General features: G+C 38.3%; 29 protein-coding genes. 27 read left to right on the plus strand and 2 right to left on the minus strand.

What is annotated here, in order from left to right:
• The first annotated feature begins 12 nt into the window (after nt 1–12).
• On the plus strand, nt 13–984 hold the full coding sequence (locus tag ACFX4E_RS02745; RefSeq protein WP_377237909.1) for a YpdA family putative bacillithiol disulfide reductase: 972 nt from the start codon (nt 13–15) through the stop codon (nt 982–984).
• A gap of 19 nt (nt 985–1,003) precedes the next feature.
• Here ACFX4E_RS02745 and ACFX4E_RS02750 read toward each other — a convergent pair whose 3' ends face one another.
• Nucleotides 1,004–1,975, minus strand: coding sequence for an asparaginase (locus ACFX4E_RS02750; protein ID WP_377237908.1), 972 nt, complete (start codon nt 1,973–1,975; stop codon nt 1,004–1,006).
• Between the two features lie 198 nt (nt 1,976–2,173).
• Here ACFX4E_RS02750 and prsW point away from each other — a divergent pair, with 198 nt between their 5' ends.
• The 10 genes from prsW to ACFX4E_RS02800 all read left to right on the plus strand — a co-directional run bounded on the left by prsW (nt 2,174) and on the right by ACFX4E_RS02800 (nt 11,517).
• A complete protein-coding gene (gene prsW, locus ACFX4E_RS02755; RefSeq protein WP_034649053.1) occupies nt 2,174–2,824 on the plus strand; it encodes a glutamic-type intramembrane protease PrsW in 651 nt (216 codons plus the stop codon).
• Between the two features lie 146 nt (nt 2,825–2,970).
• Nucleotides 2,971–3,903 (plus strand): spore cortex-lytic enzyme, encoded by a 933-nt coding sequence (gene sleB, locus ACFX4E_RS02760; RefSeq protein WP_043976367.1) that lies wholly within the window; start codon nt 2,971–2,973, stop codon nt 3,901–3,903.
• A gap of 17 nt (nt 3,904–3,920) precedes the next feature.
• Nucleotides 3,921–5,270, plus strand: a complete 1,350-nt coding sequence (gene ypeB, locus ACFX4E_RS02765) for a germination protein YpeB (protein ID WP_028410729.1) — start codon at nt 3,921–3,923, stop codon at nt 5,268–5,270.
• Between the two features lie 155 nt (nt 5,271–5,425).
• Nucleotides 5,426–6,091, plus strand: coding sequence for a flagellar brake protein (locus ACFX4E_RS02770; RefSeq protein ID WP_060747017.1), 666 nt, complete (start codon nt 5,426–5,428; stop codon nt 6,089–6,091).
• A gap of 69 nt (nt 6,092–6,160) precedes the next feature.
• Nucleotides 6,161–6,337 carry a YpfB family protein gene (locus tag ACFX4E_RS02775; protein WP_161968321.1) on the plus strand — a complete coding sequence of 59 codons (177 nt, stop codon included), beginning with the start codon at nt 6,161–6,163 and terminating at the stop codon, nt 6,335–6,337.
• A gap of 162 nt (nt 6,338–6,499) precedes the next feature.
• Complete coding sequence (gene cmk / locus ACFX4E_RS02780) at nt 6,500–7,174, plus strand: (d)CMP kinase (protein WP_013059029.1); 675 nt, start codon at nt 6,500–6,502, stop codon at nt 7,172–7,174.
• Nucleotides 7,171–7,758 (plus strand): lysophospholipid acyltransferase family protein, encoded by a 588-nt coding sequence (locus ACFX4E_RS02785; RefSeq protein ID WP_034276893.1) that lies wholly within the window; start codon nt 7,171–7,173, stop codon nt 7,756–7,758. Before cmk ends, ACFX4E_RS02785 begins: the two co-directional genes overlap by 4 nt.
• Nucleotides 7,759–7,920: 162 nt before the next feature.
• Nucleotides 7,921–9,057 (plus strand): 30S ribosomal protein S1, encoded by a 1,137-nt coding sequence (rpsA, locus tag ACFX4E_RS02790; protein ID WP_153255014.1) that lies wholly within the window; start codon nt 7,921–7,923, stop codon nt 9,055–9,057.
• 16 nt (nt 9,058–9,073) lie between these two features.
• Nucleotides 9,074–10,123 (plus strand): type 2 isopentenyl-diphosphate Delta-isomerase, encoded by a 1,050-nt coding sequence (gene fni / locus ACFX4E_RS02795; protein WP_377237907.1) that lies wholly within the window; start codon nt 9,074–9,076, stop codon nt 10,121–10,123.
• Nucleotides 10,124–10,302: 179 nt separating this feature from the next.
• Nucleotides 10,303–11,517 (plus strand): MFS transporter, encoded by a 1,215-nt coding sequence (locus ACFX4E_RS02800; RefSeq protein ID WP_098249260.1) that lies wholly within the window; start codon nt 10,303–10,305, stop codon nt 11,515–11,517.
• A 30-nt stretch (nt 11,518–11,547) separates the two neighbouring features.
• Here ACFX4E_RS02800 and ACFX4E_RS02805 read toward each other — a convergent pair whose 3' ends face one another.
• Nucleotides 11,548–11,685, minus strand: coding sequence for a YpzI family protein (locus tag ACFX4E_RS02805; protein ID WP_016765475.1), 138 nt, complete (start codon nt 11,683–11,685; stop codon nt 11,548–11,550).
• A 120-nt stretch (nt 11,686–11,805) separates the two neighbouring features.
• On the opposite strand from ACFX4E_RS02805, the gene ACFX4E_RS02810 reads away from it, so the two are divergent.
• From ACFX4E_RS02810 to aroB, 16 genes are all read left to right on the plus strand, one after another.
• Nucleotides 11,806–12,411, plus strand: a complete 606-nt coding sequence (locus ACFX4E_RS02810) for a YphA family membrane protein (protein ID WP_028410735.1) — start codon at nt 11,806–11,808, stop codon at nt 12,409–12,411.
• A gap of 297 nt (nt 12,412–12,708) precedes the next feature.
• Nucleotides 12,709–14,019, plus strand: a complete 1,311-nt coding sequence (gene der, locus ACFX4E_RS02815) for a ribosome biogenesis GTPase Der (protein ID WP_014458340.1) — start codon at nt 12,709–12,711, stop codon at nt 14,017–14,019.
• A gap of 17 nt (nt 14,020–14,036) precedes the next feature.
• Nucleotides 14,037–15,068: an NAD(P)H-dependent glycerol-3-phosphate dehydrogenase gene (locus ACFX4E_RS02820; protein WP_028410736.1), complete on the plus strand. Its 1,032-nt coding sequence runs from the start codon at nt 14,037–14,039 to the stop codon at nt 15,066–15,068.
• Nucleotides 15,069–15,383: 315 nt separating this feature from the next.
• Nucleotides 15,384–15,587, plus strand: coding sequence for a DUF2768 domain-containing protein (locus ACFX4E_RS02825; RefSeq protein ID WP_013059020.1), 204 nt, complete (start codon nt 15,384–15,386; stop codon nt 15,585–15,587).
• Nucleotides 15,588–15,611: 24 nt separating this feature from the next.
• Nucleotides 15,612–16,334, plus strand: a complete 723-nt coding sequence (locus ACFX4E_RS02830; RefSeq protein WP_377237906.1) for a hypothetical protein — start codon at nt 15,612–15,614, stop codon at nt 16,332–16,334.
• A gap of 229 nt (nt 16,335–16,563) precedes the next feature.
• Complete coding sequence (gene spoIVA, locus ACFX4E_RS02835) at nt 16,564–18,042, plus strand: stage IV sporulation protein A (RefSeq protein WP_013059017.1); 1,479 nt, start codon at nt 16,564–16,566, stop codon at nt 18,040–18,042.
• A 369-nt stretch (nt 18,043–18,411) separates the two neighbouring features.
• Nucleotides 18,412–18,684: an HU family DNA-binding protein gene (locus ACFX4E_RS02840; RefSeq protein ID WP_013059016.1), complete on the plus strand. Its 273-nt coding sequence runs from the start codon at nt 18,412–18,414 to the stop codon at nt 18,682–18,684.
• 148 nt (nt 18,685–18,832) lie between these two features.
• Nucleotides 18,833–19,399 carry a GTP cyclohydrolase I FolE gene (gene folE, locus ACFX4E_RS02845; RefSeq protein WP_013059015.1) on the plus strand — a complete coding sequence of 189 codons (567 nt, stop codon included), beginning with the start codon at nt 18,833–18,835 and terminating at the stop codon, nt 19,397–19,399.
• A gap of 25 nt (nt 19,400–19,424) precedes the next feature.
• The gene (gene mtrB, locus ACFX4E_RS02850; protein ID WP_013059014.1) at nt 19,425–19,655 is read left to right on the plus strand and encodes a trp RNA-binding attenuation protein MtrB; all 231 of its coding nucleotides are present in this window, start codon (nt 19,425–19,427) and stop codon (nt 19,653–19,655) included.
• A 278-nt stretch (nt 19,656–19,933) separates the two neighbouring features.
• Nucleotides 19,934–20,728 (plus strand): heptaprenyl diphosphate synthase component 1, encoded by a 795-nt coding sequence (locus tag ACFX4E_RS02855; protein ID WP_014458346.1) that lies wholly within the window; start codon nt 19,934–19,936, stop codon nt 20,726–20,728.
• A 4-nt stretch (nt 20,729–20,732) separates the two neighbouring features.
• Entirely contained in the window at nt 20,733–21,437 is a 705-nt protein-coding gene (locus tag ACFX4E_RS02860; RefSeq protein ID WP_013059012.1) for a demethylmenaquinone methyltransferase, read from the plus strand.
• A gap of 81 nt (nt 21,438–21,518) precedes the next feature.
• A complete protein-coding gene (hepT, locus tag ACFX4E_RS02865; protein ID WP_028410738.1) occupies nt 21,519–22,484 on the plus strand; it encodes a heptaprenyl diphosphate synthase component II in 966 nt (321 codons plus the stop codon).
• A 115-nt stretch (nt 22,485–22,599) separates the two neighbouring features.
• Complete coding sequence (ndk, locus tag ACFX4E_RS02870) at nt 22,600–23,049, plus strand: nucleoside-diphosphate kinase (RefSeq protein WP_028410739.1); 450 nt, start codon at nt 22,600–22,602, stop codon at nt 23,047–23,049.
• A gap of 206 nt (nt 23,050–23,255) precedes the next feature.
• Nucleotides 23,256–24,038 (plus strand): CheR family methyltransferase, encoded by a 783-nt coding sequence (locus tag ACFX4E_RS02875; RefSeq protein ID WP_377237905.1) that lies wholly within the window; start codon nt 23,256–23,258, stop codon nt 24,036–24,038.
• A gap of 134 nt (nt 24,039–24,172) precedes the next feature.
• Nucleotides 24,173–25,345: a chorismate synthase gene (gene aroC / locus ACFX4E_RS02880; RefSeq protein WP_028410741.1), complete on the plus strand. Its 1,173-nt coding sequence runs from the start codon at nt 24,173–24,175 to the stop codon at nt 25,343–25,345.
• Nucleotides 25,345–26,427, plus strand: a complete 1,083-nt coding sequence (gene aroB / locus ACFX4E_RS02885; protein WP_098249257.1) for a 3-dehydroquinate synthase — start codon at nt 25,345–25,347, stop codon at nt 26,425–26,427. Before aroC ends, aroB begins: the two co-directional genes overlap by 1 nt.
• The last annotated feature ends 78 nt before the right edge of the window (nt 26,428–26,505 follow it).

The following is a 26,505-nucleotide window of genomic DNA, read 5'->3' on the forward strand; positions in this document are numbered from 1 at the left end:
GGAGTGACAGGCATGAAGAAAGAAAAAGTAATTATTGTTGGGGGAGGACCATGCGGCCTTTCAGCGGCTATTGAGCTTCAACATACAGGTATTGATGCCCTTGTAATTGAAAAAGGAAATATCGTGAATGCCATTTATAACTATCCGACCCACCAAACGTTTTTTAGTTCGAGTGAAAAACTAGAAATTGGGGATGTCCCTTTTATTACGGAAAATCGTAAGCCTGTGCGCAACCAAGCTCTTGCTTACTACCGAGAAGTGGTGAAGCGCAGGCAAATTCGAATTCAGCCGTTTGAACGTGTCTTGCAAGTAGACAAACAAGCGGAAAACCAATTTATTGTCACAACATCTAAAGAGACGTATGAAGCGGAGAATGTCATTATAGCTACGGGCTATTACGATCATCCTAATTATATGAATGTTCCTGGTGAAGAGTTATCAAAGGTATTTCATTATTTCAAAGAAGCGCATCCGTACTTTGATAAAGATGTAGTCGTTATAGGCGGAAAAAACTCTAGCGTCGATGCAGCTCTGGAATTGGTGAAGTGTGATGCAAGGGTGACGGTTATTTATCGTGGCTCAGATTACTCCCCTAGCGTAAAACCTTGGATATTGCCTGAATTTGAGGCACTGGTTCGAAATGGAACAATTGGGATGCATTTTAATGCTCATGTAACGAAAATAACGGATGAAACGGTAACATATGAGCAGGAAGGGAAAGAATCTACGATTCGTAACGACTTCGTTTTTGCGATGACTGGCTATCATCCTGATCATTCGTTCTTAACAAAAATGGGTGTGGAATTAGATGCTGAAACAGGCCGCCCTTCTTTCAACGAAGAGACGATGGAAACAAACGTGGAAGGAATCTATATCGCTGGTGTGATTGCTGCAGGAAACAATGCTAATGAGATTTTTATCGAAAATGGACGTTTTCATGGAAAATCCATTGCTTATCATATTATCAATAAAAACAACGCATAGGCTTCTATGCGTTGTTTTATTAATGATTAAATAGCTGCTGCAGCTCATCATGATTCGTTGTTACTTGGAGAGCAACTAACAGTTTAATGCGTGCTTTAGGACCATTTAAGCCATTTGAAAAAATAACGCCCATCTCTTTCAACTGCTTGCCACCGCCTTTATATCCATATACATCTTGAGCAATTCCATTAAAACAGCGAGAAACGAGCACGATGGGTATCTTTCGCTTCAAAAGCAATTGAATGCCTGGAATTGTGAGAGGAGGTAGATTTCCTTGACCGAGGGCTTCAATTACAAGTCCATCAACATTCATTGAAGCCACTGCTTGAAACAAGTGGTCGTCCATTCCTGCATAAGCTTTTAATAAAGTGATTTGTTTATCTATTTGATTAACAGGATAAAATTCATGTTCTGTAGGCATGTGGTGAAAAGATACGCCGCGTTTTGTAATTAATCCTATTGGCCCGTACTGAGGACTTTGAAATGTCGCCACGTTGCTTGTGTGGGTTTTGGTCACATTTTCAGCGGTATGAATTTCATCGTTCATCACAACTAAGACACCTTTTCCTTTTGCACCGTCACTAATAGCCACCCGAACCGCAGATATAAAATTATAAGGACCGTCTGAACCAATTTCATTGCTTGATCTCATGGCTCCAGTTAAGACAATTGGAATATCTGTATGCACTGTTAAATCTAAAAAATAAGCGGTTTCTTCCAGCGTGTCCGTACCGTGAGTTAACACGACTGCATCAATTTTGCCTTCATTAATTTTATTGCGTATTTTCTTTGAAAGTATAAGCATTTCCTTAGGAGTAATGTGAGGAGAAGGCAGATGAAATGCTTCTTCTACGATTACATTGGCCATACCTGAAACAGATGATGTGGAGCGGTGAAGCGGATTTTGAATATCTGGTGTTACCGATCCAGTTGCCATGTCTTCTTTCATAGAGATTGTGCCGCCGGTGTGAAGAATATAAACAGTTTTCATAGAGAGCTCCTTTCAATTTTTCATATAAGTATGATACATTTTTTGGTATACTTGTTTAAGGTCTTTGTTAGGCTTTGTAAATCGACAGCAAGTTATGTGAGCATTTACATATAAAGATAAGGACATTATAGATGGAGATTTTCATCCTAAAGATAACATGTTACTATTAAAAAAAATAGAGGAGATGAGGCGCTATTTATGTTGGCGATTGTATCTGCAGGCATTGCGCCAGGATTGGCATTGTTAAGTTTTTTTTATTTGAAAGATGAATATGAAACTGAGCCTATTTCAATGGTATTAAAAACATTTATTTTTGGAGCAATGCTTGTTTTGCCAATTATGTTTATTCAATATGTATTTGGTGAAGAACACGTTTTTCAATCACCTTTTCTTGAAGCATTTTTTACGACAAGCTTTTTAGAAGAATTTTTCAAATGGTTCATTTTATATTTCACGATTTATCAGCATGTGGAATTTGATGAGCATTATGATGGAATTGTTTACGGAGCAGCTGTTTCATTAGGTTTTGCTACCGTTGAAAATATTTTATATTTATTTGCAAATGGTTTAGAATCAGCGCTAGGAAGAGCCTTTTTACCTGTATCTAGTCATGCTTTATTCGGCGTCATTATGGGGTATTATTTAGGGAAAGCAAAGTTTTCTGAAGGAAAGGAAAAAACGAAGTGGACGCTGTACTCCGTATTTGTGCCGCTCATTTTACATGGAACATATGATTATATTTTAAAAACAATGGATCATTGGGTATTTATTATTATTCCATTTATGATTTATTTATGGTGGCTGGCATTAAGAAAAGTAAAAAAGGCCAAACAGCCATCGATTGTCTAGGCTCAGCTTGTAAATCTTTTTTGAGAGATTTATGAGCTGAGTTTTTTTCATTTCGGTAAATTTTGCGCATCTTGTATAAAAAAACAACCTTTACAAAAAATACTCCTATCATCTTATCAGTTACATACGATGTAGGAGGTTTTGTCATGTTATCATTTCGATGTTTTAAAAAGTATGCATGTCTCATATGCATATGTTCATTTATTGCAGCGTCCGTGGTGAGTCCAAAGGCCGCTCACGCGTTTTCAAATCAAGTCATTCAACACGGAGCAGTTGGAGATGATGTTATTGAGCTGCAGTCGAGACTTCAGTATTTAGGTTATTATAACGGGAAAATTGACGGTGTATTTGGATGGAGCACATACTGGGCACTGCGCAATTTTCAATATGAATTTGGCATTAAAAAGATTGACGGTTTAGCAGGCTGGCAAACAAAGATTAAATTAGCCAACGCAACAAAATATCACGAAAACTATGTGAAAAATCAAATTAGAAAAGGGAATAAGTTTACGCACTATGGCGGTCAGCCTCTTGATCAACAGTCTAAAGGAAGCGGTAGCAGTGGGAAAAGCAGGGGGAACAATGGTCAGCAAAAAGCACAAAGCGGATCTTCTCAAGCAAAAAAACCTGCCAGTCAGCCGCAGCGTAATACGTCTAAAGGAAATTCTGAACAACAGAAAGAAAAAGCACAAAAGCCAACAGCGGTGAATGTACCAAGCGGCTTTTCACAAAATGATATTCAGCTCATGGCAAATGCCGTGCATGGTGAAGCACGGGGTGAACCATATAATGGCCAAGTAGCCGTAGCGGCCGTTATTTTGAACCGAGTTAACAGTCCGTCATTTCCAAATACAGTCGCTGGAGTTATTTTTGAACCGCGTGCATTTACTGCCGTAGCAGATGGACAAATCTGGCTTGAACCCAATCCAACATCTAAAAAAGCGGTTATGGATGCGATTAACGGATGGGATCCTACTGGGAATGCGATTTATTACTTTAATCCGGATACAGCAACAAGCGCATGGATTTGGTCACGTCCTCAAATTAAGCAAATCGGGAAACACATTTTCTGTCGATAAAGAGAGGTGAAGGAAACATGATTCGCACAATTTTAATTGTATTATTAGCTATTGGTGTTGTAGGTGTAGGGTATTGGGGGTACAGCGAACATCAAGAAAAAGATGCTGTGCTGCTTCAAGCCGAGAATACGTATCAACGAGCATTTCATGATTTGTCATATCAGCTAGATTTATTAAATGATAAAATCGGTGGCACGCTCGCCATGAGTTCGAGAGATCAGCTTTCGCCCGCGCTTGCAGAAGTATGGCGTTTAACTTCTGAAGCTCATAACAATGTAGGACAGCTGCCTTTATCGCTTTTACCGTTCAATAAAACAGAAGAGTTTCTTTCAGATGTTGGTGACTTTACGTATAAAGTGGCGGTAAGGGATTTAAGCAAATCCCCCTTAACAGATAAAGAGTATAAAACGTTAAATTCGCTTTATGATCAGTCAGGCGAAATTCAAAATGAAATGCGCCAAGTACAGCATCTAGTCATTGATAATAACTTGCGCTGGATGGATGTTGAGCTAGCCTTAGCGACAAAAGAAAAGCAAGGGGACAATACGATTATTGACGGATTAAAAACCGTTGAAAAAAGTATGGATTCTTTTGCCGAAACAGATTTAGGCGTTATGAATGCAACGAATGAGCAGGAAAAAAACGCTTTTCACCAATTAAAAGGTAGAGAAGTTAGTGAAGATGTTGCAAAACAAGTGGCGCGTTCGTTTTTGAATTTAAAAGGAAATGAACAAATTCATATTGTAAAGAGCGGAAAAGACGCTGATTATGAGGCGTACAGCTTAACCATTACAGATCCAAAGACTAAACAAGAGACGTATATGGATATTACACAAAAAGGCGGATATCCGCTTTGGGTGCTCGAAGATCGAGATATTAAAAAACAAAATATTAGTTTAAACGATGCTATGAACAAAGCGAATAAGTTTTTAAAAGATCATCGTTTTGAAAGCCTAGTGATGGCTGAAAGTGCTCAATACGATAACATGGGAGTCTTTACATTCGTAGAGCAAACGGAAAGCGGAGTTCGGATTTATCCGGATTCAGTTAAAATGAAAATGTCTTTAGAAGATGGATCTGTGATTGGTTTCTCAGCTAAAGATTTCTTATTAAAACATCGTACGAGAGATATTCCAAAACCTAAAATTTCGAAAGAACAGGCAAAAACCAAGCTGAACTCGAACGTAAAAGTGATGGAAGACCGCTTGGCAATTATTACGAATGATTTAAACGAAGAAGTGCTATGCTATGAGTTTTTAGGGACAATAAAAAATGACACGTATCGAATCTTTATCAATGCCGATACGGGTTTTGAAGAAAAAGTCGAAAAACTGCAAAACTCAGAACCTTTATATAATGAAGTGTAAAGTTGATAAAAACCGGTGTCTATAGACACCGGTTTTTGTGTTTTTTAATATTTTATTGAGTCTAAATAACTAATTTTTATTTACAAAATAAACATATTTGACTATGTTTGAATAAAGGGAAAAAGTGTATATAGTGGAACTGAAGGAGAGAGAAGATGATAAAAGCGGGAATGAGGTTGACGTTAGAGAGCGGGCACAGAGAGTCTACATTACAAAAAACATATCGATGTAAGGTAGTTGAGTTTACGGAAGAAGTGATTTATATTAGCTATCCGTTAAATGAAGAAACGCAGCGAAGTGCTTTTTTACTAAAAGGTACAAAATTGTTTGCCACGTTTATTGGATACGATCAAAATGTATATACCTTTCCAACTGAAGTAACAGGGCGTGAAATAAAAGGCATGCCTGTTGTGAAGCTCTTTTACCCGGGCGATAAAAAGTTAAAATCGATCCAAAGAAGAAATTTTTTCCGTGTGCCGCTTACAGTGAAGGCGGTGGTAGAAAGTGAACAAGAACAGCAGAACGTAATGGAAATCATGACTAAAAACATCAGTGCAGGTGGAATAGCCGGCTCCTTCCATCACTCGCTGCTTTTTAATGAGAAAGATTCGGTTGTTGTACGATTAAGTCTTCCTAATCGTGAGGGAGCTTTACTGCATCTTGAATTAAAAGGGGAAGTTGTACGAATTACCGCCCCGACTTCTTGTAAAGTAGGTCAGCTATCTATTAAATTTATGGGTATGGAAAAACAAACGAAAGAAATGATGATTCGTTATACCTTAAAGCGTCAGCTCGACCTAAGAAGAAAAGGACTTCTTTAGCGTATAAAAAAAACTTCTCTTTCCTAAACTGTAAGCAAAGGTATTACTTCTTACAAAAGGAGAAAAAAGGTGAATCGAGTAGAACGAATTTTAATTAAATTAGTGGTTATTCAATTTGTATTTTTAATAATTGCTCAATGTATTTTACTATCTAGCAGTCACAGTACATATTTCTCAAAGGTTATTCAGTATGAGGGAGTGAGCAAAAATAATTTTAATAAAATTATTGAAACATTCGACCAGTAGTCGGACGTATGGTAGAATAACTAGGAAAGAAACATGCAGTGAACACCAGGCAGGAGAAGACCCCCTGCTCTTTTTTTCGTTTATAAACGTTTCATATAAAATGGCTCATTGTATAAAAGATGAAAGTGGTTTGTTCCTGTTTTGAAATTAAGGGAGGCACTTATGGAAAAACAAATTTCAATCGCAATTGACGGTCCTGCAGCTGCTGGGAAAAGTACAGTGGCAAAGATTATAGCAGAAACCTTATCATATATTTATGTTGATACAGGAGCGATGTATCGTGCTCTAACGTATCAAGCGCAGAAAAACCAGGTAGATTTACAAAATGAAGAAGAGCTATTGCATTTACTTAACGAAACAGTAATCGATTTAAAGCCGTCTGAATCTGGACAGGTAGTCATCTTAAATGGACAGAATGTTACAAGTGAAATTCGTTCCGCAGAAGTAACTAACTCTGTATCCATCGTAGCGAAACATCGTGCAGTTCGTGAAGAGATGGTAGCGAGACAGCAGGGCCTTGCTAAAGATGGAGGCGTTGTAATGGATGGACGTGATATCGGTACACACGTGCTTCCTCACGCAGAAGTTAAAATCTTTTTATTAGCGTCTGTGGATGAAAGAGCACAGCGACGCCATGACGAAAACATAAAAAAAGGTTTTGAATCAAATTTAGAACGTTTAAAAGAAGAAATTGCCCGCAGAGACAAGCTGGATTCTGAGCGCGAAGTAGCACCTCTTAAAAAAGCTGAAGATGCAATTGAAATCGATACAACTTCCCTATCGATTGAAGGAGTTGTAGAAAAAATACTTTCTATTACAAAAGAAAGGATTGGATGATTTTGAGCTTTTATATGTTTGCACGTGCCATTGTAAAAGGCATTTTAACACCAGTTTATCGTTATGAAGTAATCGGTGCAGAAAATATCCCTTCAGAAGGCGGAGTTTTGCTTTGTTCAAATCATATTGACAACTTAGATCCGCCTACTGTAGGTGTGACATGTCCAAGGCCTATCTCGTTTATGGCAAAAGCAGAGCTGTTTAAAGCACCTTTTCTGAAGACGGTTCTGCCAAAGTTAGAAACATTCCCCGTAAAGCGCGGGATGGCAGATCGTGAAGCTTTGCGCCAAGGGTTAAAGATTTTAAAAGAAGGAAAAGTGCTTGGATTATTTCCAGAAGGAACAAGAAGTAAAGATGGAAAATTAGGAAAAGGAATGGCTGGAGTAGGCTTTTTTGCTTTGCGTTCAAAAGCAGCTGTTGTTCCTTGTGCTGTTATTGGTCCATATAAGCGTTTTGCAAGGTTAAAAGTAGTGTATGGACCGCCAATTCAGATGGATGAACTTCGTGAACGAAAGGCATCAGCCGAGGAAGTAACCGAAGTTATTATGAAAAGCATTGGTGAATTAATTGAAAAATATCAATAGTTTGTAACCTTATGACTTGACAAAAGATTCTATTTATTAGAAGTTAGTAACAAAGAGAGTTTTTTCTATACAGAGCTATATACAATAATGATGAGCTAAAAGAGTGAAGAACTCTTACAAGGGAATACATATTGTAGATGGATATTGGAGGAGGAAAAGACGATGACAGAAGATATGAATCAAGTAGAGGTAACGTCATTAGAAGTAGGGGAAACAGTAAAAGGTACTATTACAAAAGTAGAAGAAAAGCAAGTGTATGTAGATGTACCTAACAGCAAACTAGACGGTATTATTCCAATTAGTGAATTAGCGAGCTTACATATTGAAAAAGCAGGCGATGTAATCCAAGAAGGTGCCGAAGTCGAAGCGAAAGTAATTAAAGTGGAAGACGATTTGCTTGTGCTATCTAAACGGGCTGTAGATGCTGAAAAAGCATGGGATGGTTTAGAAGCAAAACTTTCTTCAGGTGAAGTGTTTGAAGCGGTAGTCAAAGAAATTGTCAAAGGCGGATTAGTAGTAGATATTGGTGTAAGAGGGTTCATTCCAGCTTCTCTTGTTGAAACTCATTTCGTTGATGATTTTGCAGAGTATCAAGATCAAACTCTTACAGTCAAAGTAGTGGAATTAGATAAAGAAAAAAATCGCGTGATCCTTTCGCATCGTGCAGTTGTAGAAGAAGAGCTTGTACAACAAAAAGAAAATGTTCTTGAGTCATTAAAAGAAGGTCAGGTTTTAGAAGGAACCGTTCAGCGCTTAACAGACTTTGGAGCGTTTGTAGATGTAGGCGGAGTAGATGGGTTAGTGCACATTTCTCAGCTTTCACATACGCGTGTAGAAAAACCTTCAGACGTAGTAGCTGAGGGAGATACTGTGAAAGTCAAAGTATTATCTGTTGACAAATCAACGGGGCGTGTTTCATTATCTATTAAAGATACGTTAGAAGGTCCATGGTCCAACATTTCTACGAAGCTTCGCCAAGGTGATGTAGTAGATGGAACCGTTAGAAGACTTGTATCTTTTGGAGCTTTTGTGGAAGTTCTACCTGGAGTAGAAGGGCTTGTACACATTTCTCAAATTTCCCATAAGCATATCGGGACACCGCATGAAGTACTTTCTGAAGGTGAAAAAGTGACGGTAAAAGTACTTGATGTGAATGAACAAGAACGACGCGTTTCGTTAAGCATTCGTGATCTTGAGGAAGAAGAGCAAGAAGATTATGGTGACTATGAATTACAAGAAGAGTCCAAAGGTTTCCAATTAGGTGATATGATTGGGGATCAATTAAAAAAATTAAGATAAGTAATGGTGATGATTTGTGAGCAGAGCAAAACGTAAAATTGATCACATTCATCATGCGATTCAAACGGGACAGCATAGGCTGCACGGGCTAGATGATATTCGCTTCGTTCATAATAGCTTACCAAATACAGGCGTGCACGATGTTCATATTGATACAAAAATTGGCGAACTTTTGTTAAGTTCGCCAATTTTTATAAATGCTATGACGGGTGGAGGCGGACAAGAAACGGAACGGATTAACCGTTCGTTTGCTCAAATTGCTCATCATGGTGAATTAGCAATGGCCGTTGGATCGCAGATGGCTGCGATTAAAGATGAAAAGGAAGAACAATCATACAGAGTAGTGCGTCAAGAAAACCCTAACGGAATTATTTTTGCCAACCTAGGCAGTGAAGCTACAGTGGAACAAGCTAAAAAAGCGGTTGATATGCTTGAAGCAAATGGACTTCAAATTCATTTAAATGTTATACAAGAACTGGTTATGCCAGAGGGAGATCGTGATTTTACCAATGCATTACGTCGTATTGAACGCATTGTCGGGGAAGTAACCGTTCCTGTAATTGTCAAAGAAGTAGGTTTTGGGATGAGCGCTCAAGCAGTGCAAAAACTTAAAGATGTTGGTGTTGAAATCGTTGATATTGGTGGGTACGGCGGTACCAATTTTTCGAAAATCGAAAATGAAAGACGAGCAAAACATTTTCACTTCTTTAATGATTGGGGAATTTCCACAGCAGCTTCTTTAGCGGAAGTATCTCAGCACGTAGAAGGTATGTCCATTATTGGTTCAGGAGGTATTCAAACCTCTATGGATATTGCTAAGTCTATTGCGTTAGGAGCTTCTGCAACGGGAATGGCAGGATATTTTCTATCCATTTTAATGAAGTCTGGTTTAGAGGCAGTCGTAGAAGAGATAGCCGAGCTGCATGAGGAGTTAACGTTTATCATGGCTGCGCTAGGAGCAACTTCTATTGCTAAACTTCAGCAAATGCCTCTAGTTATTACAGGGGACACCCATAGCTGGCTGACTCAGCGAAATGTTTCCATAGATACATTTAATAACAGATGATAAAAAAGCATGCAGTTAACTGCATGCTTTTTTATTTCTTTAGAAGATGAATGATCGCGTTCTCATTAAAAAAACAAAAAATGTTGGCAGAAGAAGTGACAAAAAGCATGAAATCCCAAACGTTAGCCACTTATAATAAGTTAAATAAACAGAAAAATCAGAAAAAAAGAGGTGGCGTAATGAAAAAGGGACATCCTATATTTACAATTTTTCTTTTCTTTTTAGGCTGGGTTTTCATGTATGCAGATCGTAATATTTTATCTCCAGTTATGGGAGATATCGGTGCGCAGTGGGACCTTAATAAAGCTGAACTTGGGCTAATGTCTACGGTATTTTTTGCAGCGTATGCAGCTATGCAAATTCCAACGGGTTTTTTGGCAGATCGATTTGGTCGCGTTAAGATCTTAGTAGCTGGATACATCTTGTTTGGAGTTGCCACATTTTTTACAGGACTTACAACTACTTTCGGTATGTTCTTACTCATGCGGGCGCTGACAGGACTTGGAGAAGGAACGTATTATGGTTCACAATACGGAATTTCTTCAAGCATCACGTCTGAACGATACCGAGGTCTAGTGTCGGCGCTCATCAATAGTGGAATGGCTTTTGGTATATCGCTTGGTTTTATCGGTTCTACATACATTACATATACGTTAGAAAAAGACTGGCAGTTTACTTTTTACTTATTTGCTATTCCGACTATAGTAATAGCTGTTTTAATAGCTTTCTTTGTAAAAGATAAGCAAAGGGATCAAGAAAAAAATTCGCCAAATAAAGAAACAAAGCAGTCGCTAAAAGTATTATTTACAAAAAATCATATTTTCGTATACATTTTAATCTTCTGCTCTCTTTACGGATTTTTTGGGATGCTGACGTGGCTTCCTTATTATTTGCAGCACTCGCGCGGCTTAGAAGGGTCTCAAACAGGCATCATAGCATCTTTAGTACCGTGGGCGTCTATTCCAGGAGCAATCTTCTTTGGATATATATCTGATCGAATTGCAAATAAAAAAGCATTAATTGTGAGTTTGTCAGTAGCGGGCGCTTTATGTCAATTTTTTATTCCCTATACAGAGAGCTATTCTTGGCTATTAACCGGCTTAATTGTGTACGGTCTGATAGGGAAATTAGCATTAGATCCGATTTTGATTTCGTATATGGCAGATATTACTCCATCGTCCATGTACTCTAAAGTGTACGGTTTTTTCAACTTCAGCGGCATGCTGTCATCGATCTTTGCACCTTACATTACCGGATATTTTGCAGATAAACTTGGAAGTATGGAATTTGGATTTTATTTGTCAGGAGCACTATTGTTAGTGGGAGGAGTTCTCTTTTTGTTTACAGGAAAGAAAGAACGTTCCTATCCTGTTTCACATCCAGTTTTAAAATAAAAAATGCGCTGACTTAGTCAGCGCATTTTTTTATTTATGATCATTTAACTCGCGCGCTTCTTCAGGACTTTGCAAGCTGGTGGCTCCCGGATAGTGAAGTCCTTGATCACGGTCAGATTCAACTCGTTTTGATTCCTTTAATTTTTTCTCTTGACGATCTTTTCCCATTTTATATTCCCTCCTTTTTTCTGATAGGTTGTCCAAAATAAGGGGTTCTATTCTAAAACTCCGATTAAGTTTGCCAAAATTGATACATACTGATGACAGGTAGAGGAGGTGCCATATTCAGTGGACGGAATTTTCTTTTATTGGCTTTCGTGGATGGGATGGATTGTTGCGACTTTTCTTATGCCCAAAACACCTAGGCGTTGGAAGGTAGCAGCCATTATATTAATCAGTATACTCCTAAGCGGAATGAACATGCATACGGCTCAGTTTTCATGTAGCTACACCGCTTTGTTTTTAGTGGGGGTAGCGTGTATTTATGCTTCAGGCTACAGCAGGTTTCAGCAGTTATATTATGTTATTGTATGCGGCATTATAATAATTGCCTATGCTGGTTTTTGTTTACTTGAGCTCTATGATCCTGTGTGGATTTTTATTGATCGTAAGTGGATTTTGACTGGACTTATCTTATATATTTGCTTTATGGTGATTAAAGATGCTGAAAAAAGATTCGCAGCGATCATTTTAGGTGTAGTTGGAGGAGATTTTTTATACGCAGTTGTCATTCGAGATATTGCATCTTATGAAGTAGGGTCTCTTCGGACGCTCGACGTTTTAGCAACAGCAGTAGGAGCTATGTTTATTTGGGAGATGCTGGTTTATTTCTCTGCTTATTTAGATTTGTACGTGCTGAAGTCTCACAGGCAAAAGCAAAGTACTTACAAATAGAAGAAGAGATTTCGTAAAATTATATTGTTGTTACCGGTGATTTTTGATAAAATTGTTTGATTGAAAGAGTAATGCTTATTCAGCGGATAGGCAGTTAATCAGCTTGGTGTAAAATAGAGCTGATAAAAAGCCTGCTTTATCGCTTATGATCGATTAGTAGAGGTCATGCCACGCTGCATGGCCTCAATTTTTGAAAAACGAATGATCTTATTTATTTGTACATGTAGATAAATACCTTTAGTCGATTAAAGACTGGTTGCCTATACATAAAAAAGATCAAGGAAAGGGAAGAATCGTATGCCAAAACCAATTATTGCGATTGTTGGTCGTCCCAACGTAGGAAAATCAACAATTTTCAACCGAATTGTAGGAGAGCGAGTATCTATTGTAGAAGATATTCCGGGTGTAACTCGTGATCGTATCTATAGTTCAGGTGAGTGGCTGAATTTGGACTTTAATATTATTGATACTGGCGGTATTGATATTGGAGATGAGCCATTTTTAGAACAGATCAAACAGCAGGCAGAAATTGCAATTGATGAAGCGGACGTAATCATTTTTCTAGTGAATGGACGCGATGGAATTACTGCAGCTGATGAAGAAGTGGCGAAAATTTTATATAAATCCAAAAAGCCCGTTGTCCTAGCTGTTAATAAAGTAGATAATCCTGAAATGAGAGAATTAATCTATGATTTCTACGCACTAGGATATGGAGAACCGTTCCCAATCTCAGGAACGCATGGTTTAGGTTTAGGTGACCTGCTAGACGAGGCAGCTAAGCACTTTCCAAAAGAAAAAGACGAAGATTACGGAGAAGAAGTCATTAAATTTTCATTGATTGGTCGTCCTAACGTAGGAAAATCTTCATTAGTTAATGCTCTTCTAGGTGAAGACCGTGTTATTGTCAGTGATCTTGCCGGCACGACACGCGATGCCATTGATACAAAGTTTACAAAAGAAGATCAAGAATATGTTGTTATTGATACAGCTGGAATGAGAAAACGTGGAAAAGTGTACGAGAGTACTGAAAAATACAGCGTACTGCGCGCATTAAAGGCAATTGAACGCTCAGATGTTGTCTTAATTGTATTAAATGCTGAAGAAGGTATTATTGAACAAGATAAGAAAATTGCTGGTTATGCACAAGAAGCTGGAAAAGCTGTTGTCATCGTTGTGAACAAATGGGATACAGTAGAAAAAGATGAGAAAACAATGAAAAAATTTGAAGAAAATATACGTGAGCATTTTCAGTTCTTAACATATGCTCCAATTGTATTCCTTTCAGCTAAAACGAAAAAACGTACGCATACGCTATTGCCAATGATTGATCTTGCAAGCGAAAGCCATGCGGTGCGTGTAGAAACAAGCATCTTAAACGATGTGATTATGGATGCAGTAGCAATGAACCCTACGCCTACTCACAACGGCAACCGCTTAAAAATCTATTACACAACTCAAGTAGCGATCAAGCCGCCAACTTTTGTTGTGTTTGTAAATGATCCTGAGCTAATGCATTTTTCATATAAGCGTTTCTTAGAAAATAAGCTTCGTGAAGCTTTTGGATTCGAAGGAACTCCAATTAAAATTATTGCAAGACCAAGAAAATAACAGAGGATGTGATCGGCGTGGAAAGAATAGCTGTACTAGGAGCAGGAAGCTGGGGAACTGCATTAGCTTTCGTATTGGCGGAAAATGGACACGATGTTCGCATTTGGGGACATAGACAACAAGTCATTGATCAAATCAACGAGACGCATCAGAATGAAAAATATTTGCCTGGTGTAGAGCTTCCTCATCAGATTAAAGGTTTTACGTCATTAGAAAAGGCAATAGAAGGTGTTGAAACCCTTATTTTAGCTGTTCCAACGAAGGCCATTCGTGAAGTGTTGCAGCAGCTAAAATCCCTTACCGATGAACTATTTACAATTGTTCACGTAAGTAAAGGGATTGAACCGGATTCTCTTTTACGTATATCTCAAATGATTCAACAAGAAATTGATACAAAAGACATCGTTGTCTTATCAGGTCCGAGTCATGCTGAAGAAGTAAGTAGAAGGCAGCCGACAACCGTGACGTCAGCTTCAGCAAATATACAAGCAGCAGAAAAAGTGCAGGATTTATTTAATAATCAGCAGTACTTCCGTGTTTATACAAATCCTGATGTGATTGGTGTGGAAATTGGGGGAGCGTTAAAAAATATTATTGCTCTTGCTGCTGGTATCACGGATGGACTTGGATATGGTGACAATGCGAAGGCCGCTCTTATGACTCGTGGCTTAGCTGAAATCGCTCGTTTAGGTACTGTGCTTGGTGCCAATCCTCTGACGTTCTCAGGTTTAACCGGGATTGGAGACTTGATTGTAACGTGTACAAGCGTTCATTCTCGAAATTGGCGCGCTGGTAATCTTCTTGGAAAAGGCAAAAATTTAGACGAAGTATTAGAAAATATGGGAATGGTTGTAGAAGGTGTACGCACGACGAAAGCAGCTTACCAGCTATCTCAAAAATATGACGTAAAAATGCCGATTGCTGATGCTTTATATAATGTACTGTTTAATGATGTGAAAGCAAAAGATGCAGTAGACGCCCTTATGTCTCGTACTAAAACACATGAAATGGAAGATTTAGCGAATGTTTTAGGAGAAAAATTAAATTAAGTGCAAAGAAATATGAAAAAATAGGCAATTGGTGATACCCAAAATCATTTACTTGCATAAAATAACGTGTAAATAAAGATGAGTAGAACTGTTAGTATGGGAATATTTAGTTATGATCGAAGCGAAGAGCCCCCTTCGCTTCGATTTTTTTTATGTAAAAAAGCAGGAATTTGTTAATTTAATAGGAAAGTAATTACTATAGAGCTTGAATTACTGGAAGGTAAATAAATAGTGAATTTAGAAAGTTCTATCAATATCCATCTTAACTATAAGTCCTTATGTTATAATAACGGTGAAAAAAGGAGTGGATGCAATTTGTCACCAGGTTTGTTAAAGATGTGGATTTCATTGGGTTCCATTGTATTTATGTTTATTTCGGTATTTTCTATTTACTTTAGTCGTTATAAAATTACGAACCGCATTGGTAAAATTGTACTCGCTTTCATTGCCTATTCGCTTATGATTGTAGCGGGTCTTATTATGGTAATTGTTGTATTCAGCGGACCGACAGATGCTTAATGTACATATGGTAGGGTGAGGGAAATGAAAAAATTCATGCTAACGTCTATTGTTGGGTTAACCATTTTTGTATTATCCGGTTGTTTGTACCCGGCGGAAAGAATGTCTCAAAATCAAGTTCCTTATAAAGATCAAGTTGCTTCCGTGCAAACGGCGGTTGATCAATTTAAACAAGAAAGCGGAGGCTTATTGCCAATAAAAACGAAAGATATGGACACGCCAATTTACCAAAAATATCCAATTGACTTTACGAAAATTGTTCCTAGATACATGCAAGACGCACCTGGGAATTCGTATGAAAGCGGAGGGATATTTGCGTACGTACTTGTGGATGCAGAAACAAACCCCACGGTTAAATTATTAGACTTACGGATGGCGGATACGATTCAAGATGTTAACGTACATTTGAATATATACCGTCAAAATCATAAAGGGTACGTACCGTTTAAAGACGTCATCGCTCCCGGCGTATTCTCTATTAATTATAAAAAATTGAATATGAAAGACCCTCCTGTCGTTACTAGCCCATATACAGGGAATAGTCTTTCTTTAATTGTTAATGGACAGGGAGATGTATTTGTAGATTATCGTCCTGATTTGTATGATGCCATTCAAAAGCATAAAAGCTCATACAAACCTGGTGAAGATATACGAAAGCTCCTTGTGGAAAACAGTGATTTTGTACCTGCTTACTCTCTTCCTTATACAGTCAACGATAAGAATGAACCAATATTTTTTAAAAAATAAGTCATGAACCCCTTCTCCTTGAATAATATTCAGAGAGAAGGGGTTTTCTCTTTCTTGTACACCAATAATGATAATCAGAATGACTAAGTCAGCATGTGCATGAAAAAAATCATAAATTTTTCTATCAAAAGTCATATTTTAATAGGACAACGTCATAACTATATAGTGTCCTAATTTACTCTCGCAATGGATGTCATATTCCATGAACTCATAGATCGGAGGGGATCTTTTGGAAAAGGTGGATGTATTTAAAGATATCGCTGAACGTACAGGAGGCGATATATATTTAGGTGTGGTGGGAGCAGTTCGAACAGGAAAATCTACATTTATTAAAAAATTTATGGAACTGGTGGTCCTGCCTCACATCGAGAACGAGGCAGAAAGAGCTCGCACACAAGATGAACTACCACAAAGTGCAGCTGGAAAAACGATTATGACAACTGAGCCGAAATTCGTACCGAATCAAGCAGTTAATGTTTTGGTAGATGACGGGCTAGAAGTTAACATACGGTTAGTAGATTGTGTAGGATATACGGTGCCTGGGGCTAAAGGGTACGAAGATGAAAACGGACCTCGAATGATCAATACACCTTGGTATGAAGAACCAATTCCATTTCACGAAGCGGCTGAAATTGGAACGAGAAAGGTAATTCAAGAACACTCAACGATTGGTGTCGTCATTACAACTGATGGTTCAATTGGAGATATACCTCGTCAAGATTACGTCGAAGCAGAAGAGCGCGTCATTAATGAGCTAAAAGAAGTAGGCAAACCATTTATCATGGTTATTAATACCGTACAGCCATATCATCCTGATACAGAAAAGCTTCGTGCAAAACTTAATGAAAAATATGATATTCCAGTATTAGCGATGAGTGTGGAAAGCATGCGCGATACTGATGTGATGAACGTATTAAGAGAAGCACTCTATGAGTTCCCTGTATTAGAAGTTAACGTTAATCTACCAAGCTGGGTAATGGTTTTAAAAGATAAACATTGGCTGCGTGAAAGCTATCAAGAAGCCGTTAAAGAAACGGTAAAAGATATTAAGAGGCTGAGAGACGTTGAACGGGTAGTAGAGCAATTTAGTCAGTTTGAGTTCATCGATCAGGCTCGATTAGCCGGAATTGAGATGGGGCAGGGAATTGCCGAAATTGACTTATACGCTCCAGATGACTTATACGACCAGATTTTGAAAGAAATCGTGGGAGTAGAAATTCGCGGAAGAGATCATTTGCTGCAGTTAATGCAAGACTTTGTTCATGCAAAAACCGAGTATGATCAAGTCTCTGATGCCCTTCGTATGGTTAAACAAACGGGTTATGGTGTAGCTGCACCTTCGCTTTCGGATATGAGCCTTGATGAACCTGAAATTATTCGCCAAGGATCGCGTTTTGGAGTTCGTTTAAAAGCAGTGGCACCTTCTATACACATGATTAAAGTGGATGTAGAATCAGAATTTGCGCCGATTATCGGAACGGAGAAGCAAAGCGAAGAATTAGTTCGTTATTTGATGCAAGACTTTGAAGATGATCCGCTTTCAATTTGGAATTCAGATATATTTGGCCGCTCTCTAAGTTCAATCGTAAGAGAAGGGATTCAAGGAAAGCTGTCGCTGATGCCTGAAAATGCGCGATATAAGTTAAAAGAAACGCTAGAACGGATTATTAACGAAGGATCCGGAGGTTTAATCGCCATTATTCTATAAGCATGTAACGTTAGGCTCCTCATAAAGGAGCCTCTTCTTTTTGGATAGATCATACAAAACTTTACATATATTGTGATAGATCGCGTGGTTATCCTATTCCTGCGTTATTTTCTGCTTGCTATGCCTTGTTCAATATGTTAATCTTTTAACAGAAATCGATCATACTGTTTTCACTACATACATACGGCAGATGAATGAAAAACATTGAATTATTTAGTTCAATCGTTTATGATTAGGCTTGTCGATACATAGGTTATGTATAATATCCATTTGTTTTGTTAAAGAATGAGATATAACGAATTACTAGATTCCTTTTCTAACAAGGTTTTTAGTTATTATATGATCCGATTTTGGGAGGAGGTGAATGGCATGAACAAGACAGAATTAATTAATGCTGTTGCAGAAGCAAGTGAGCTTTCAAAAAAGGATGCTACAAAAGCAGTTGATGCTGTTTTCGATACAATCTTAGAAGCTTTAAAAGCTGAGGACAAAGTTCAACTTATCGGTTTTGGTAACTTCGAAGTACGTGAACGTGCTGCTCGTAAAGGACGCAATCCACAAACTGGCGAAGAAATCGAAATTCCTGCTAGCAAAGTTCCTGCATTCAAACCAGGTAAAGCTCTTAAAGATGCTGTAAAATAATATCTACATAAAATGGCTTTATTCATAGCCGTTGATGAAGAGCTTTGAAAGGTCGCACATTTGCGACCTTTCTTTTTTGCCTTTGGTATATACATATGCTAGAATTTTTTTCATAAAGTCGTAATGCAACGAATTGGAGGGCAACAACATGTCATCTGTAAATAAACCACAGATCGAACAAGCCGTGAGACTAATTTTAGAAGCAATTGGCGAAGATCCAAACCGTGAAGGATTATTAGATACACCAAAGCGAGTAGCTAAAATGTATGAGGAAGTCTTTTCCGGGTTGAATGAAGATCCAAAAGAGCATTTTAAAACAGTTTTTGGAGAAGACCATGAAGAGCTAGTGCTTGTAAAAGATATTCCTTTTTACTCTATGTGTGAACACCACTTAGTGCCTTTTTACGGAAAAGCTCATGTTGCGTATATTCCAAAAGGCGGACGAGTGACCGGTTTAAGTAAGCTGGCAAGAGCGGTAGAAGCTGTTGCGAAACGTCCTCAGCTTCAGGAGAGAATTACATCTACAGTGGCGGATTCTATTGTAGAAACATTAGAGCCGCACGGGGTAATGGTAGTAGTGGAAGCAGAGCACATGTGTATGACCATGCGAGGCATTAAAAAGCCTGGAGCTATGACAATCACTTCTGCTGTACGCGGAGTGTTAGAACACGATGCAAGTTCTAGAGCTGAAGTTTTATCACTGATTAAATCATAATGTGGATGATGAAGGAGAAGAGAATATGACACAAAAAGGAACGCCGGAGTATATTGTCATTAAAGCGGTCGAAGATGGAGTTAACGTAATTGGCTTAACGCGAGGAGCAGATACGCGATTTCATCATTCAGAAAAACTAGATAAAGGCGAAGTAATGATTGCGCAGTTTACTGAGCATACATCCGCAATTAAAATTCGTGGCAAAGCCGTCATTCAGACTGTTCACGGAGAAATTGAATCCGATACGAAAAAATAAGCAGGGATTTTCCTGCTTTTATTTATATTTAAAATAAATGAATAAGAACAGGAAAAACATGGTGAAACTAAAAGCAATATCTTAAATTACTGTCTAAGGAATCCAGATGGTATGTAGATGAACGGTGTTCAAGCGGATGAGCAGCTAAATGATTTAAACCGTGAAAAAGCTTCAAAAGAATTTAAAGGATATTTTATAATGTAATTATGTTATAATTGACACTATCGATTTGGAGTTAAAAGAACTTTAAACAAATAGTGATGGAAAGGGAGACAAGGATGATGAGCGTAAAAACCATCTATGATATTGTGGCCAACATGAAAGAACAGCTTCATGTTGAATTAAGTCATCCATATGTAAAAAAATATATTCATCATCCGCGTATTGATGAAAATAGATTACTGTACATGTGTTCGTTCTTAGATACTCTTTCAATGGAAGAAGAAAAAAAGAACAGCTCTGTGCTATCTGTGATGCTCGTTCAAACCGCACTTGATACCCACGATCTAGTCTCCACTCAAAATGTTAGCGGAAATGAAGGAAAGCTGCATGAGCGGCAGCTGGTAGTTTTGGCCGGAGATTATTACAGCGGCCTGTACTATTACTATTTAGCTCAAAGCAACCAGCTGAATTTAATGAAAGTTATAGCATCTGCTATTAAAGAAATTAATATCGCTAAGATACACATTTATAACAATCGCTCTACTAATCCACACGACGTTATGAATAGTTTTTTAGCAGCAGAATCATCGTTTGTAAGATGCTTATGTGACTATTTTGAACGTGAAGAGTGGAAAGAACTTTTAAAACATGCAGCGTATTTGAACGGGATATTAAAGCAATTAAAGTCATTACAGCATAAAGAGCCTACTCTCTTGCTAAACTATTGCAAACAAATTGGTATGAATCAAGAACAAATAAAAGAATACCTTTATTCGTATACTCAACAGTCTGTAAACATTGTTAGAGGATACTTACGAAGTGAATTTGTGATGAATGAGTTTTTAAGAGAGCACTTAGATGAACTTACATCTAGCTTAGAAGTGCTGAAAAATGTCGTAGGAGAAGGATAGAGATATGCAGCAATCAAAAGAACAGCGTGTCCATGGCGTATTTGAAAAAATATACAAAAATTATGATCAAATGAATTCTGTTATTAGTTTTCAGCGTCATAAGGCATGGCGCAAAGATACGATGAAGCGAATGAATGTTCAAAAAGGAACAAAAGCTTTAGATGTTTGTTGCGGAACTGCGGATTGGACGCTAGCTATGGCGGAAGCAGTTGGAGAAACAGGAGAGGCAGTTGGCCTGGATTTTAGTCAGAATATGCTAAAGATTGGTGAAGAGAAAGTAAAAAACTCACCTTTTTCAAATATTACCTTACTACATGGCAATGCAATGGAACTTCCTTTTGAAGATAATTCATTTGACTATGTAACGATTGGATTCGGACTGCGCAACGTGCCCGATTACCTTCAAGTGTTAAAGGAAATGCAGCGCGTCGTGAAACCTGGCGGAAAAGTGGTTTGCCTTGAAACGTCTCAGCCCACGATGATCGGCTACCGACAAATGTACTTGCTTTATTTTAAGTATATTATGCCTGCGCTTGGAAAGATGGTCGCTAAAAGCTATGATGAATATTCATGGCTTCAAGAGTCAGCTAGGGACTTTCCAGGTCAAAAGCAATTGGCTGATATGTTCCGTGAAGCCGGTTTGACAGATGTTGAAGTGAAATCTTACACAGGTGGAGTAGCAGCGATGCATCTAGGGTACAAACGATAAAAGAGAAAAAGCTTGTCCTACAGGTGCAACAGCCTGTAGGATAAGGAGTAAAGAATGAATATATAATGCAAGGTGAGTCCAATGAAACTAAAAATGATGTACGCTTTTTTGAATACGGATATTACCCTTATTGAGAAAGAACTTGAACAAACTGTTCATACCGATGAAACACTTATCACAGATGCTTCTCTTCACCTTTTACAAGCAGGGGGGAAACGAATTCGCCCTGTATTTGTTTTGTTGGCAGCTAAATTTGGGGATTACAACATCGACCAAATCAAACACGTGGCAGTAGCGCTTGAGCTGATTCATATGGCGTCTCTTGTTCATGATGATGTTATTGATGACGCTGATAAGAGACGCGGAAAACCAACAATTAAGGCAAAATGGGACAATCGTATTGCTATGTATACAGGGGATTACATCTTTGCTCGTGCGCTTGAAGTTATGAGTGAGGTTAAAGATGTGGAAGCACATAAAATTTTATCTAATACGATGGTGGAATTAACGCTCGGTGAAATTGAACAGATTAAGGACAAATACAACCTAAACCAAAACTTACGCGTGTATCTGCGTAGAATTAAACGTAAAACGGCACTGCTAATTGCTGCAAGCTGTCAGTTAGGTGCAATTGCAGCGGGAGCTCCTGAAGATATACATAAACGTTTATTTTGGTTTGGATATTACGTGGGAATGTCATTTCAAATTACCGATGACATTTTAGATTTTATCTCATCAGAAGAACAGCTTGGGAAACCAGTTGGCAGCGACTTACTGCAAGGAAATATTACGCTGCCAGTTTTGTATGCCATTGAAAATGCTGAGTTTCGAGATAAAGTAGAACAGCTTTTCGAGAGGGAATATGAGCAAGAGCTGATCAATGAAATTATTTCTGATATTAAATCTTCTAACGCCATTGAACGTTCATTTGAGATGAGCGATCGTTATCTGCAAAAAGCGATGAGCATTTTAGAAGAACTGCCGCCAAACAAGGCGAAAAAAACGCTGCATCAAATTGCGAAGTACATTGGAAAACGGAAATTTTGATTTATTTACTTTCATAAGTTGTAAACTGCTCGAAACAATGTTAATATCTTCATGAGGTGTGATTGCGCTTTCAAAACTTGTTTACATATCATGAACTTCAGGGGTGGAGAGTAAAATGATACAAAAAACGTTTTTAATGGTCAAACCAGATGGGGTACAAAGAAGCATTATTGGTGAGGTTATTTCTCGCTTTGAGAAAAAAGGTTTTCAATTAGTCGGAGCTAAGCTTATGCATATTTCGCAGGAATTAGCTGAAACACACTACGGTGAACATAAAGAGAAAGCTTTTTTCGGTGAGTTAGTGAAATTTATCACATCAGGTCCAGTTTTTGCTATGGTATGGGAAGGTGAAAACGTGATTTCAGTATCACGTCAAATGGTGGGGAAAACTAACCCTCAAGAAGCCCTTCCTGGAACTATTCGAGGTGATTATGGACTGATTGTCGATAAGAATATTATTCACGGCTCAGATTCACCAGAAAGTGCGGAGCGTGAAATCAGCTTATTCTTTGAAAGTGAAGAGCTGACTTTCTATAAAAAAGACGCAGACGCTTGGATTTACTAATTTAGATAGCGCAAGGAGACGAATGAATTTTCATTCGTCTTTTTTATTGTTTTTATAAATAGGTCCTAGGCTATAGATTGCGAATATCTCTCTACATAAACATTTTCACAATGTATTCCGATATATTAGTAAGAAGATAAGCATATATAAAGGTTTTATTTCTTTATATAGCATCAACGTATAGAAATAAGAAAGGAGAGTCAAAAATGATAGATGAATACGACGCGTTTGTGGAGAAAATAAAAATAAAAACAGGCATTGATTTATCACTATATAAGCAGTCTCAAATGCAACGCCGCCTTACCTCCCTATATGAAAAAAAAGGTTTTTCTAGTTTTTTTGAATATTATCGAGCAATGAGCAGTAATAACGAACTGCTTGAGGAGTTTTTAGATCGGATGACGATTAACGTGTCAGAGTTTTATCGCAACTATCAGCGGTGGGATATATTGGAGCAAAAAATTTTACCGGCTCTTGTAAAAGGAAAAACAGACCTGAAAGTGTGGAGCGCTGCCTGTTCAACAGGGGAAGAGCCATATACACTAGCGATGGTTTTATCAACATTTTTTCCTCTTTCGCGTATTTCTATATTGGCGACTGATTTGGATGAAAAAGTGATAGAAAAAGCAAAAATAGGCTTTTATGATGAACGTTCACTTCAGGAAATGCCTGTTTCGATGAAAAATAAGTACTTTCAACAAAGAGGAACCGGGTACTTATTAGATAAAAAAATCAAAAAAACAGTTGTTTTTCAGAAACATAACTTACTGTCAGACTCTTTTCCAAAAAACGTTGACTTGATTGTTTGTCGAAATGTGCTTATTTATTTTACAGATGAAGCAAAGCATGCTTTATATGAAAAATTTAGCAGATCTTTAGCACCTGGCGGCATCTTATTTGTAGGTAGCACAGAACAGGTTTTTACTCCGCAAAAGTATGGATTTGAAACGGCTGATACGTTTTTTTACAGAAAAGTAAAGACCATTTAATCGAGACAACCAGAAGCGGTTTCTTAAAAGCTGAGGTGAAACTTTTTGTACATTCTTATGTTATAGTATGGTATAGTCATATTTAAAAATGGAAAAATTCTGACGAATAATACATATTAAGCGGAGGTACGATTATGCGATATTTAACAGCAGGAGAATCACATGGTCCACAATTGACTACTATTTTAGAGGGTGTTCCGGCAGGGCTTCCTTTAACAGCCGAAGACATCAATACAGATTTAGCGCGAAGACAAAAAGGTCATGGTCGCGGAAGACGTATGCAAATTGAAAAAGATCAAGCGGAAATTTTAAGCGGTGTCCGCCACGGCTATACGCTAGGATCTCCTATTACGTTAGCGGTAGAAAATAACGACTGGAAACACTGGACAAAAATTATGGGCATCGAGCCAATTTCTGAAGAAGAGTCAGAAGAAGTAAAGCGTAAAATCTCAAGACCAAGACCAGGGCATGCCGATTTAAACGGCGCTATTAAATATGGTCATCGCGATATGAGAAATGTATTAGAACGTTCTTCAGCTCGCGAAACAACTGTAAGGGTAGCAGCAGGTGCTGTGGCTCGTCAAATTCTTGCTCAGTTCGGGATTTCTGTAGCTGGACATGTATTAGAAATTGGCGGCGTACAGGCAAATCCGCCTCAATACAAAAGCTTAGAGGACCTTCAAGAAGTCACTGAAGCTTCCCCAGTAAGATGTTTTGACTCAGCTGTTGAGAAAGACATGATGCAAGCAATCGATGATGCTAAGAAAAATGGCGATTCTATCGGAGGCGTAGTAGAAGTTATTATTGAAGGCGTGCCAGCAGGAGTAGGCAGCTATGTTCATTACGATCGTAAATTAGATGCGAAGATTGCTGCAGCTGTTATGAGCATTAATGCATTTAAAGGCGTTGAGTTTGGGATTGGCTTTGAAGCGGCTCGCAGACCAGGAAGCGAAGTTCATGACGAAATTCTATGGGATGAAAAGAACGGGTATACCCGTAAAACAAACAACTTAGGCGGCTTTGAAGGCGGCATGACAACAGGTATGCCAATTGTAGTACGCGGTGTAATGAAACCTATTCCAACGCTTTACAAGCCGTTAAAAAGTGTTGATATTGAAACAAAAGAAGCCTTCGAGGCAAGCATCGAACGTTCAGACAGCTGCGCTGTGCCGGCGGCAAGCGTTGTAGCAGAAGCCGTTGTAGCTTGGGAATTGGCTGATGCGCTAATCGAACAGTTTGGACAAGACCGAATTGATTTAATTGCTGAAAATATTGAGAAAATGCGTGCACATGCGAGGGAGTTTTAATGTTGCAAATTGATATTCAAACTTTATCCAAAACATATCCTCTTTATTTAGGAAATGGATTAATTGAAAAGCTGCCTTCTATTATCGAGAGTGTAAAACCTAATCTGTCGTCCGTGTTAATCATCACCGATTCAGCCGTAGACTCATATTATGGAGAAGCGGTTGTAAAAGCGATTAATACAAAGTTTAAAGTGGCTAAATACGTAGTGCCAAGCGGTGAACATGCAAAGTCATTTCAACATTACTACGATTGTCAGACATTTGCGCTCGAGCAGCAGCTTGATCGAAATGCGCTCGTTATTGCTTTTGGCGGAGGGGTAGTAGGCGATTTAGCTGGATTTGTAGCCGCTACTTATATGAGAGGAATTTCTTTTATTCAAGTGCCAACGACGCTTCTTGCTCACGATAGTGCTGTAGGCGGTAAAGTAGCCATTAATCATGAGCTTGGGAAAAATATGATTGGTGCTTTTTATCAGCCTGAAGCGGTTGTTTATGATATTGATCTTCTTAAAACGCTTCCCGAAAGAGAATGGCGTTCCGGTTTTGCAGAAGTGATTAAACACGCTTTTATTCACGATGAAGCATTTTATAAATGGCTTCAGCAAAATATACAATCGCTGACTGATTTACAAGATGAAAAATTAATTTATGCTATTCAAAGCGGTATTTTAGTCAAAGCATCTGTTGTAAAAGAAGATGAGACAGAAGCTGGCGTTCGCGCCCATCTGAACTTTGGACATACGCTAGGTCATGCGATCGAAGCAGAGTGCGGCTATGGACAAATCAGCCACGGAGAAGGCGTAGCGATTGGTATGCTGTTTGCTATGAAAGTCAGCAATGTTCTTGGAAAAAGTCAGTTCCCTGTGGACGACATTGCGAAATGGTTTGAAAAATTTGGCTACAAGACGTCTGTCCCAAACCATCTTTCAGCTGAAAAACTGCTCGTAAGAATGAAAGCGGACAAGAAGTCTAAATCAAGCAATGTTCACATGGTACTGCTTGAAGGCATAGGCAAGCCTTTTGTTCAGCAAGTAGAAGATGAAGTGATTCTTAAACTGCTGAATGAAGAGCTTAAAGCTTAGTTTCGTCTAAAGCCAAGTAGATAGTAGTTGACAAATGAATTTGAAACGTACTACAATTGGTAACAAGTTAGTTTAGAG

Source organism: Priestia sp. YIM B13491 (genome assembly GCF_042787605.1).
Lineage (GTDB): Bacteria > Bacillota > Bacilli > Bacillales > Bacillaceae_H > Priestia > Priestia megaterium_E.

What these genes read in the sequence shown, in the direction of transcription:
- ACFX4E_RS02745 (WP_377237909.1), top strand. Translation starts at nt 13, where the DNA reads ATGAAGAAAGAAAAAGTAATTATTGTTGGGGGAGGACCATGCGGCCTT.
- ACFX4E_RS02750 (WP_377237908.1), bottom strand. Translation starts at nt 1,975, where the DNA reads ATGAAAACTGTTTATATTCTTCACACCGGCGGCACAATCTCTATGAAA.
- prsW (WP_034649053.1), top strand. Translation starts at nt 2,174, where the DNA reads ATGTTGGCGATTGTATCTGCAGGCATTGCGCCAGGATTGGCATTGTTA.
- sleB (WP_043976367.1), top strand. Translation starts at nt 2,971, where the DNA reads ATGTTATCATTTCGATGTTTTAAAAAGTATGCATGTCTCATATGCATA.
- ypeB (WP_028410729.1), top strand. Translation starts at nt 3,921, where the DNA reads ATGATTCGCACAATTTTAATTGTATTATTAGCTATTGGTGTTGTAGGT.
- ACFX4E_RS02770 (WP_060747017.1), top strand. Translation starts at nt 5,426, where the DNA reads ATGATAAAAGCGGGAATGAGGTTGACGTTAGAGAGCGGGCACAGAGAG.
- cmk (WP_013059029.1), top strand. Translation starts at nt 6,500, where the DNA reads ATGGAAAAACAAATTTCAATCGCAATTGACGGTCCTGCAGCTGCTGGG.
- ACFX4E_RS02785 (WP_034276893.1), top strand. Translation starts at nt 7,171, where the DNA reads ATGATTTTGAGCTTTTATATGTTTGCACGTGCCATTGTAAAAGGCATT.
- rpsA (WP_153255014.1), top strand. Translation starts at nt 7,921, where the DNA reads ATGACAGAAGATATGAATCAAGTAGAGGTAACGTCATTAGAAGTAGGG.
- ACFX4E_RS02800 (WP_098249260.1), top strand. Translation starts at nt 10,303, where the DNA reads ATGAAAAAGGGACATCCTATATTTACAATTTTTCTTTTCTTTTTAGGC.
- ACFX4E_RS02805 (WP_016765475.1), bottom strand. Translation starts at nt 11,685, where the DNA reads ATGGGAAAAGATCGTCAAGAGAAAAAATTAAAGGAATCAAAACGAGTT.
- der (WP_014458340.1), top strand. Translation starts at nt 12,709, where the DNA reads ATGCCAAAACCAATTATTGCGATTGTTGGTCGTCCCAACGTAGGAAAA.
- ACFX4E_RS02830 (WP_377237906.1), top strand. Translation starts at nt 15,612, where the DNA reads ATGAAAAAATTCATGCTAACGTCTATTGTTGGGTTAACCATTTTTGTA.
- ACFX4E_RS02840 (WP_013059016.1), top strand. Translation starts at nt 18,412, where the DNA reads ATGAACAAGACAGAATTAATTAATGCTGTTGCAGAAGCAAGTGAGCTT.
- folE (WP_013059015.1), top strand. Translation starts at nt 18,833, where the DNA reads ATGTCATCTGTAAATAAACCACAGATCGAACAAGCCGTGAGACTAATT.
- mtrB (WP_013059014.1), top strand. Translation starts at nt 19,425, where the DNA reads ATGACACAAAAAGGAACGCCGGAGTATATTGTCATTAAAGCGGTCGAA.
- ACFX4E_RS02855 (WP_014458346.1), top strand. Translation starts at nt 19,934, where the DNA reads ATGATGAGCGTAAAAACCATCTATGATATTGTGGCCAACATGAAAGAA.
- ACFX4E_RS02860 (WP_013059012.1), top strand. Translation starts at nt 20,733, where the DNA reads ATGCAGCAATCAAAAGAACAGCGTGTCCATGGCGTATTTGAAAAAATA.
- hepT (WP_028410738.1), top strand. Translation starts at nt 21,519, where the DNA reads ATGAAACTAAAAATGATGTACGCTTTTTTGAATACGGATATTACCCTT.
- ndk (WP_028410739.1), top strand. Translation starts at nt 22,600, where the DNA reads ATGATACAAAAAACGTTTTTAATGGTCAAACCAGATGGGGTACAAAGA.
- ACFX4E_RS02875 (WP_377237905.1), top strand. Translation starts at nt 23,256, where the DNA reads ATGATAGATGAATACGACGCGTTTGTGGAGAAAATAAAAATAAAAACA.
- aroC (WP_028410741.1), top strand. Translation starts at nt 24,173, where the DNA reads ATGCGATATTTAACAGCAGGAGAATCACATGGTCCACAATTGACTACT.
- aroB (WP_098249257.1), top strand. Translation starts at nt 25,345, where the DNA reads ATGTTGCAAATTGATATTCAAACTTTATCCAAAACATATCCTCTTTAT.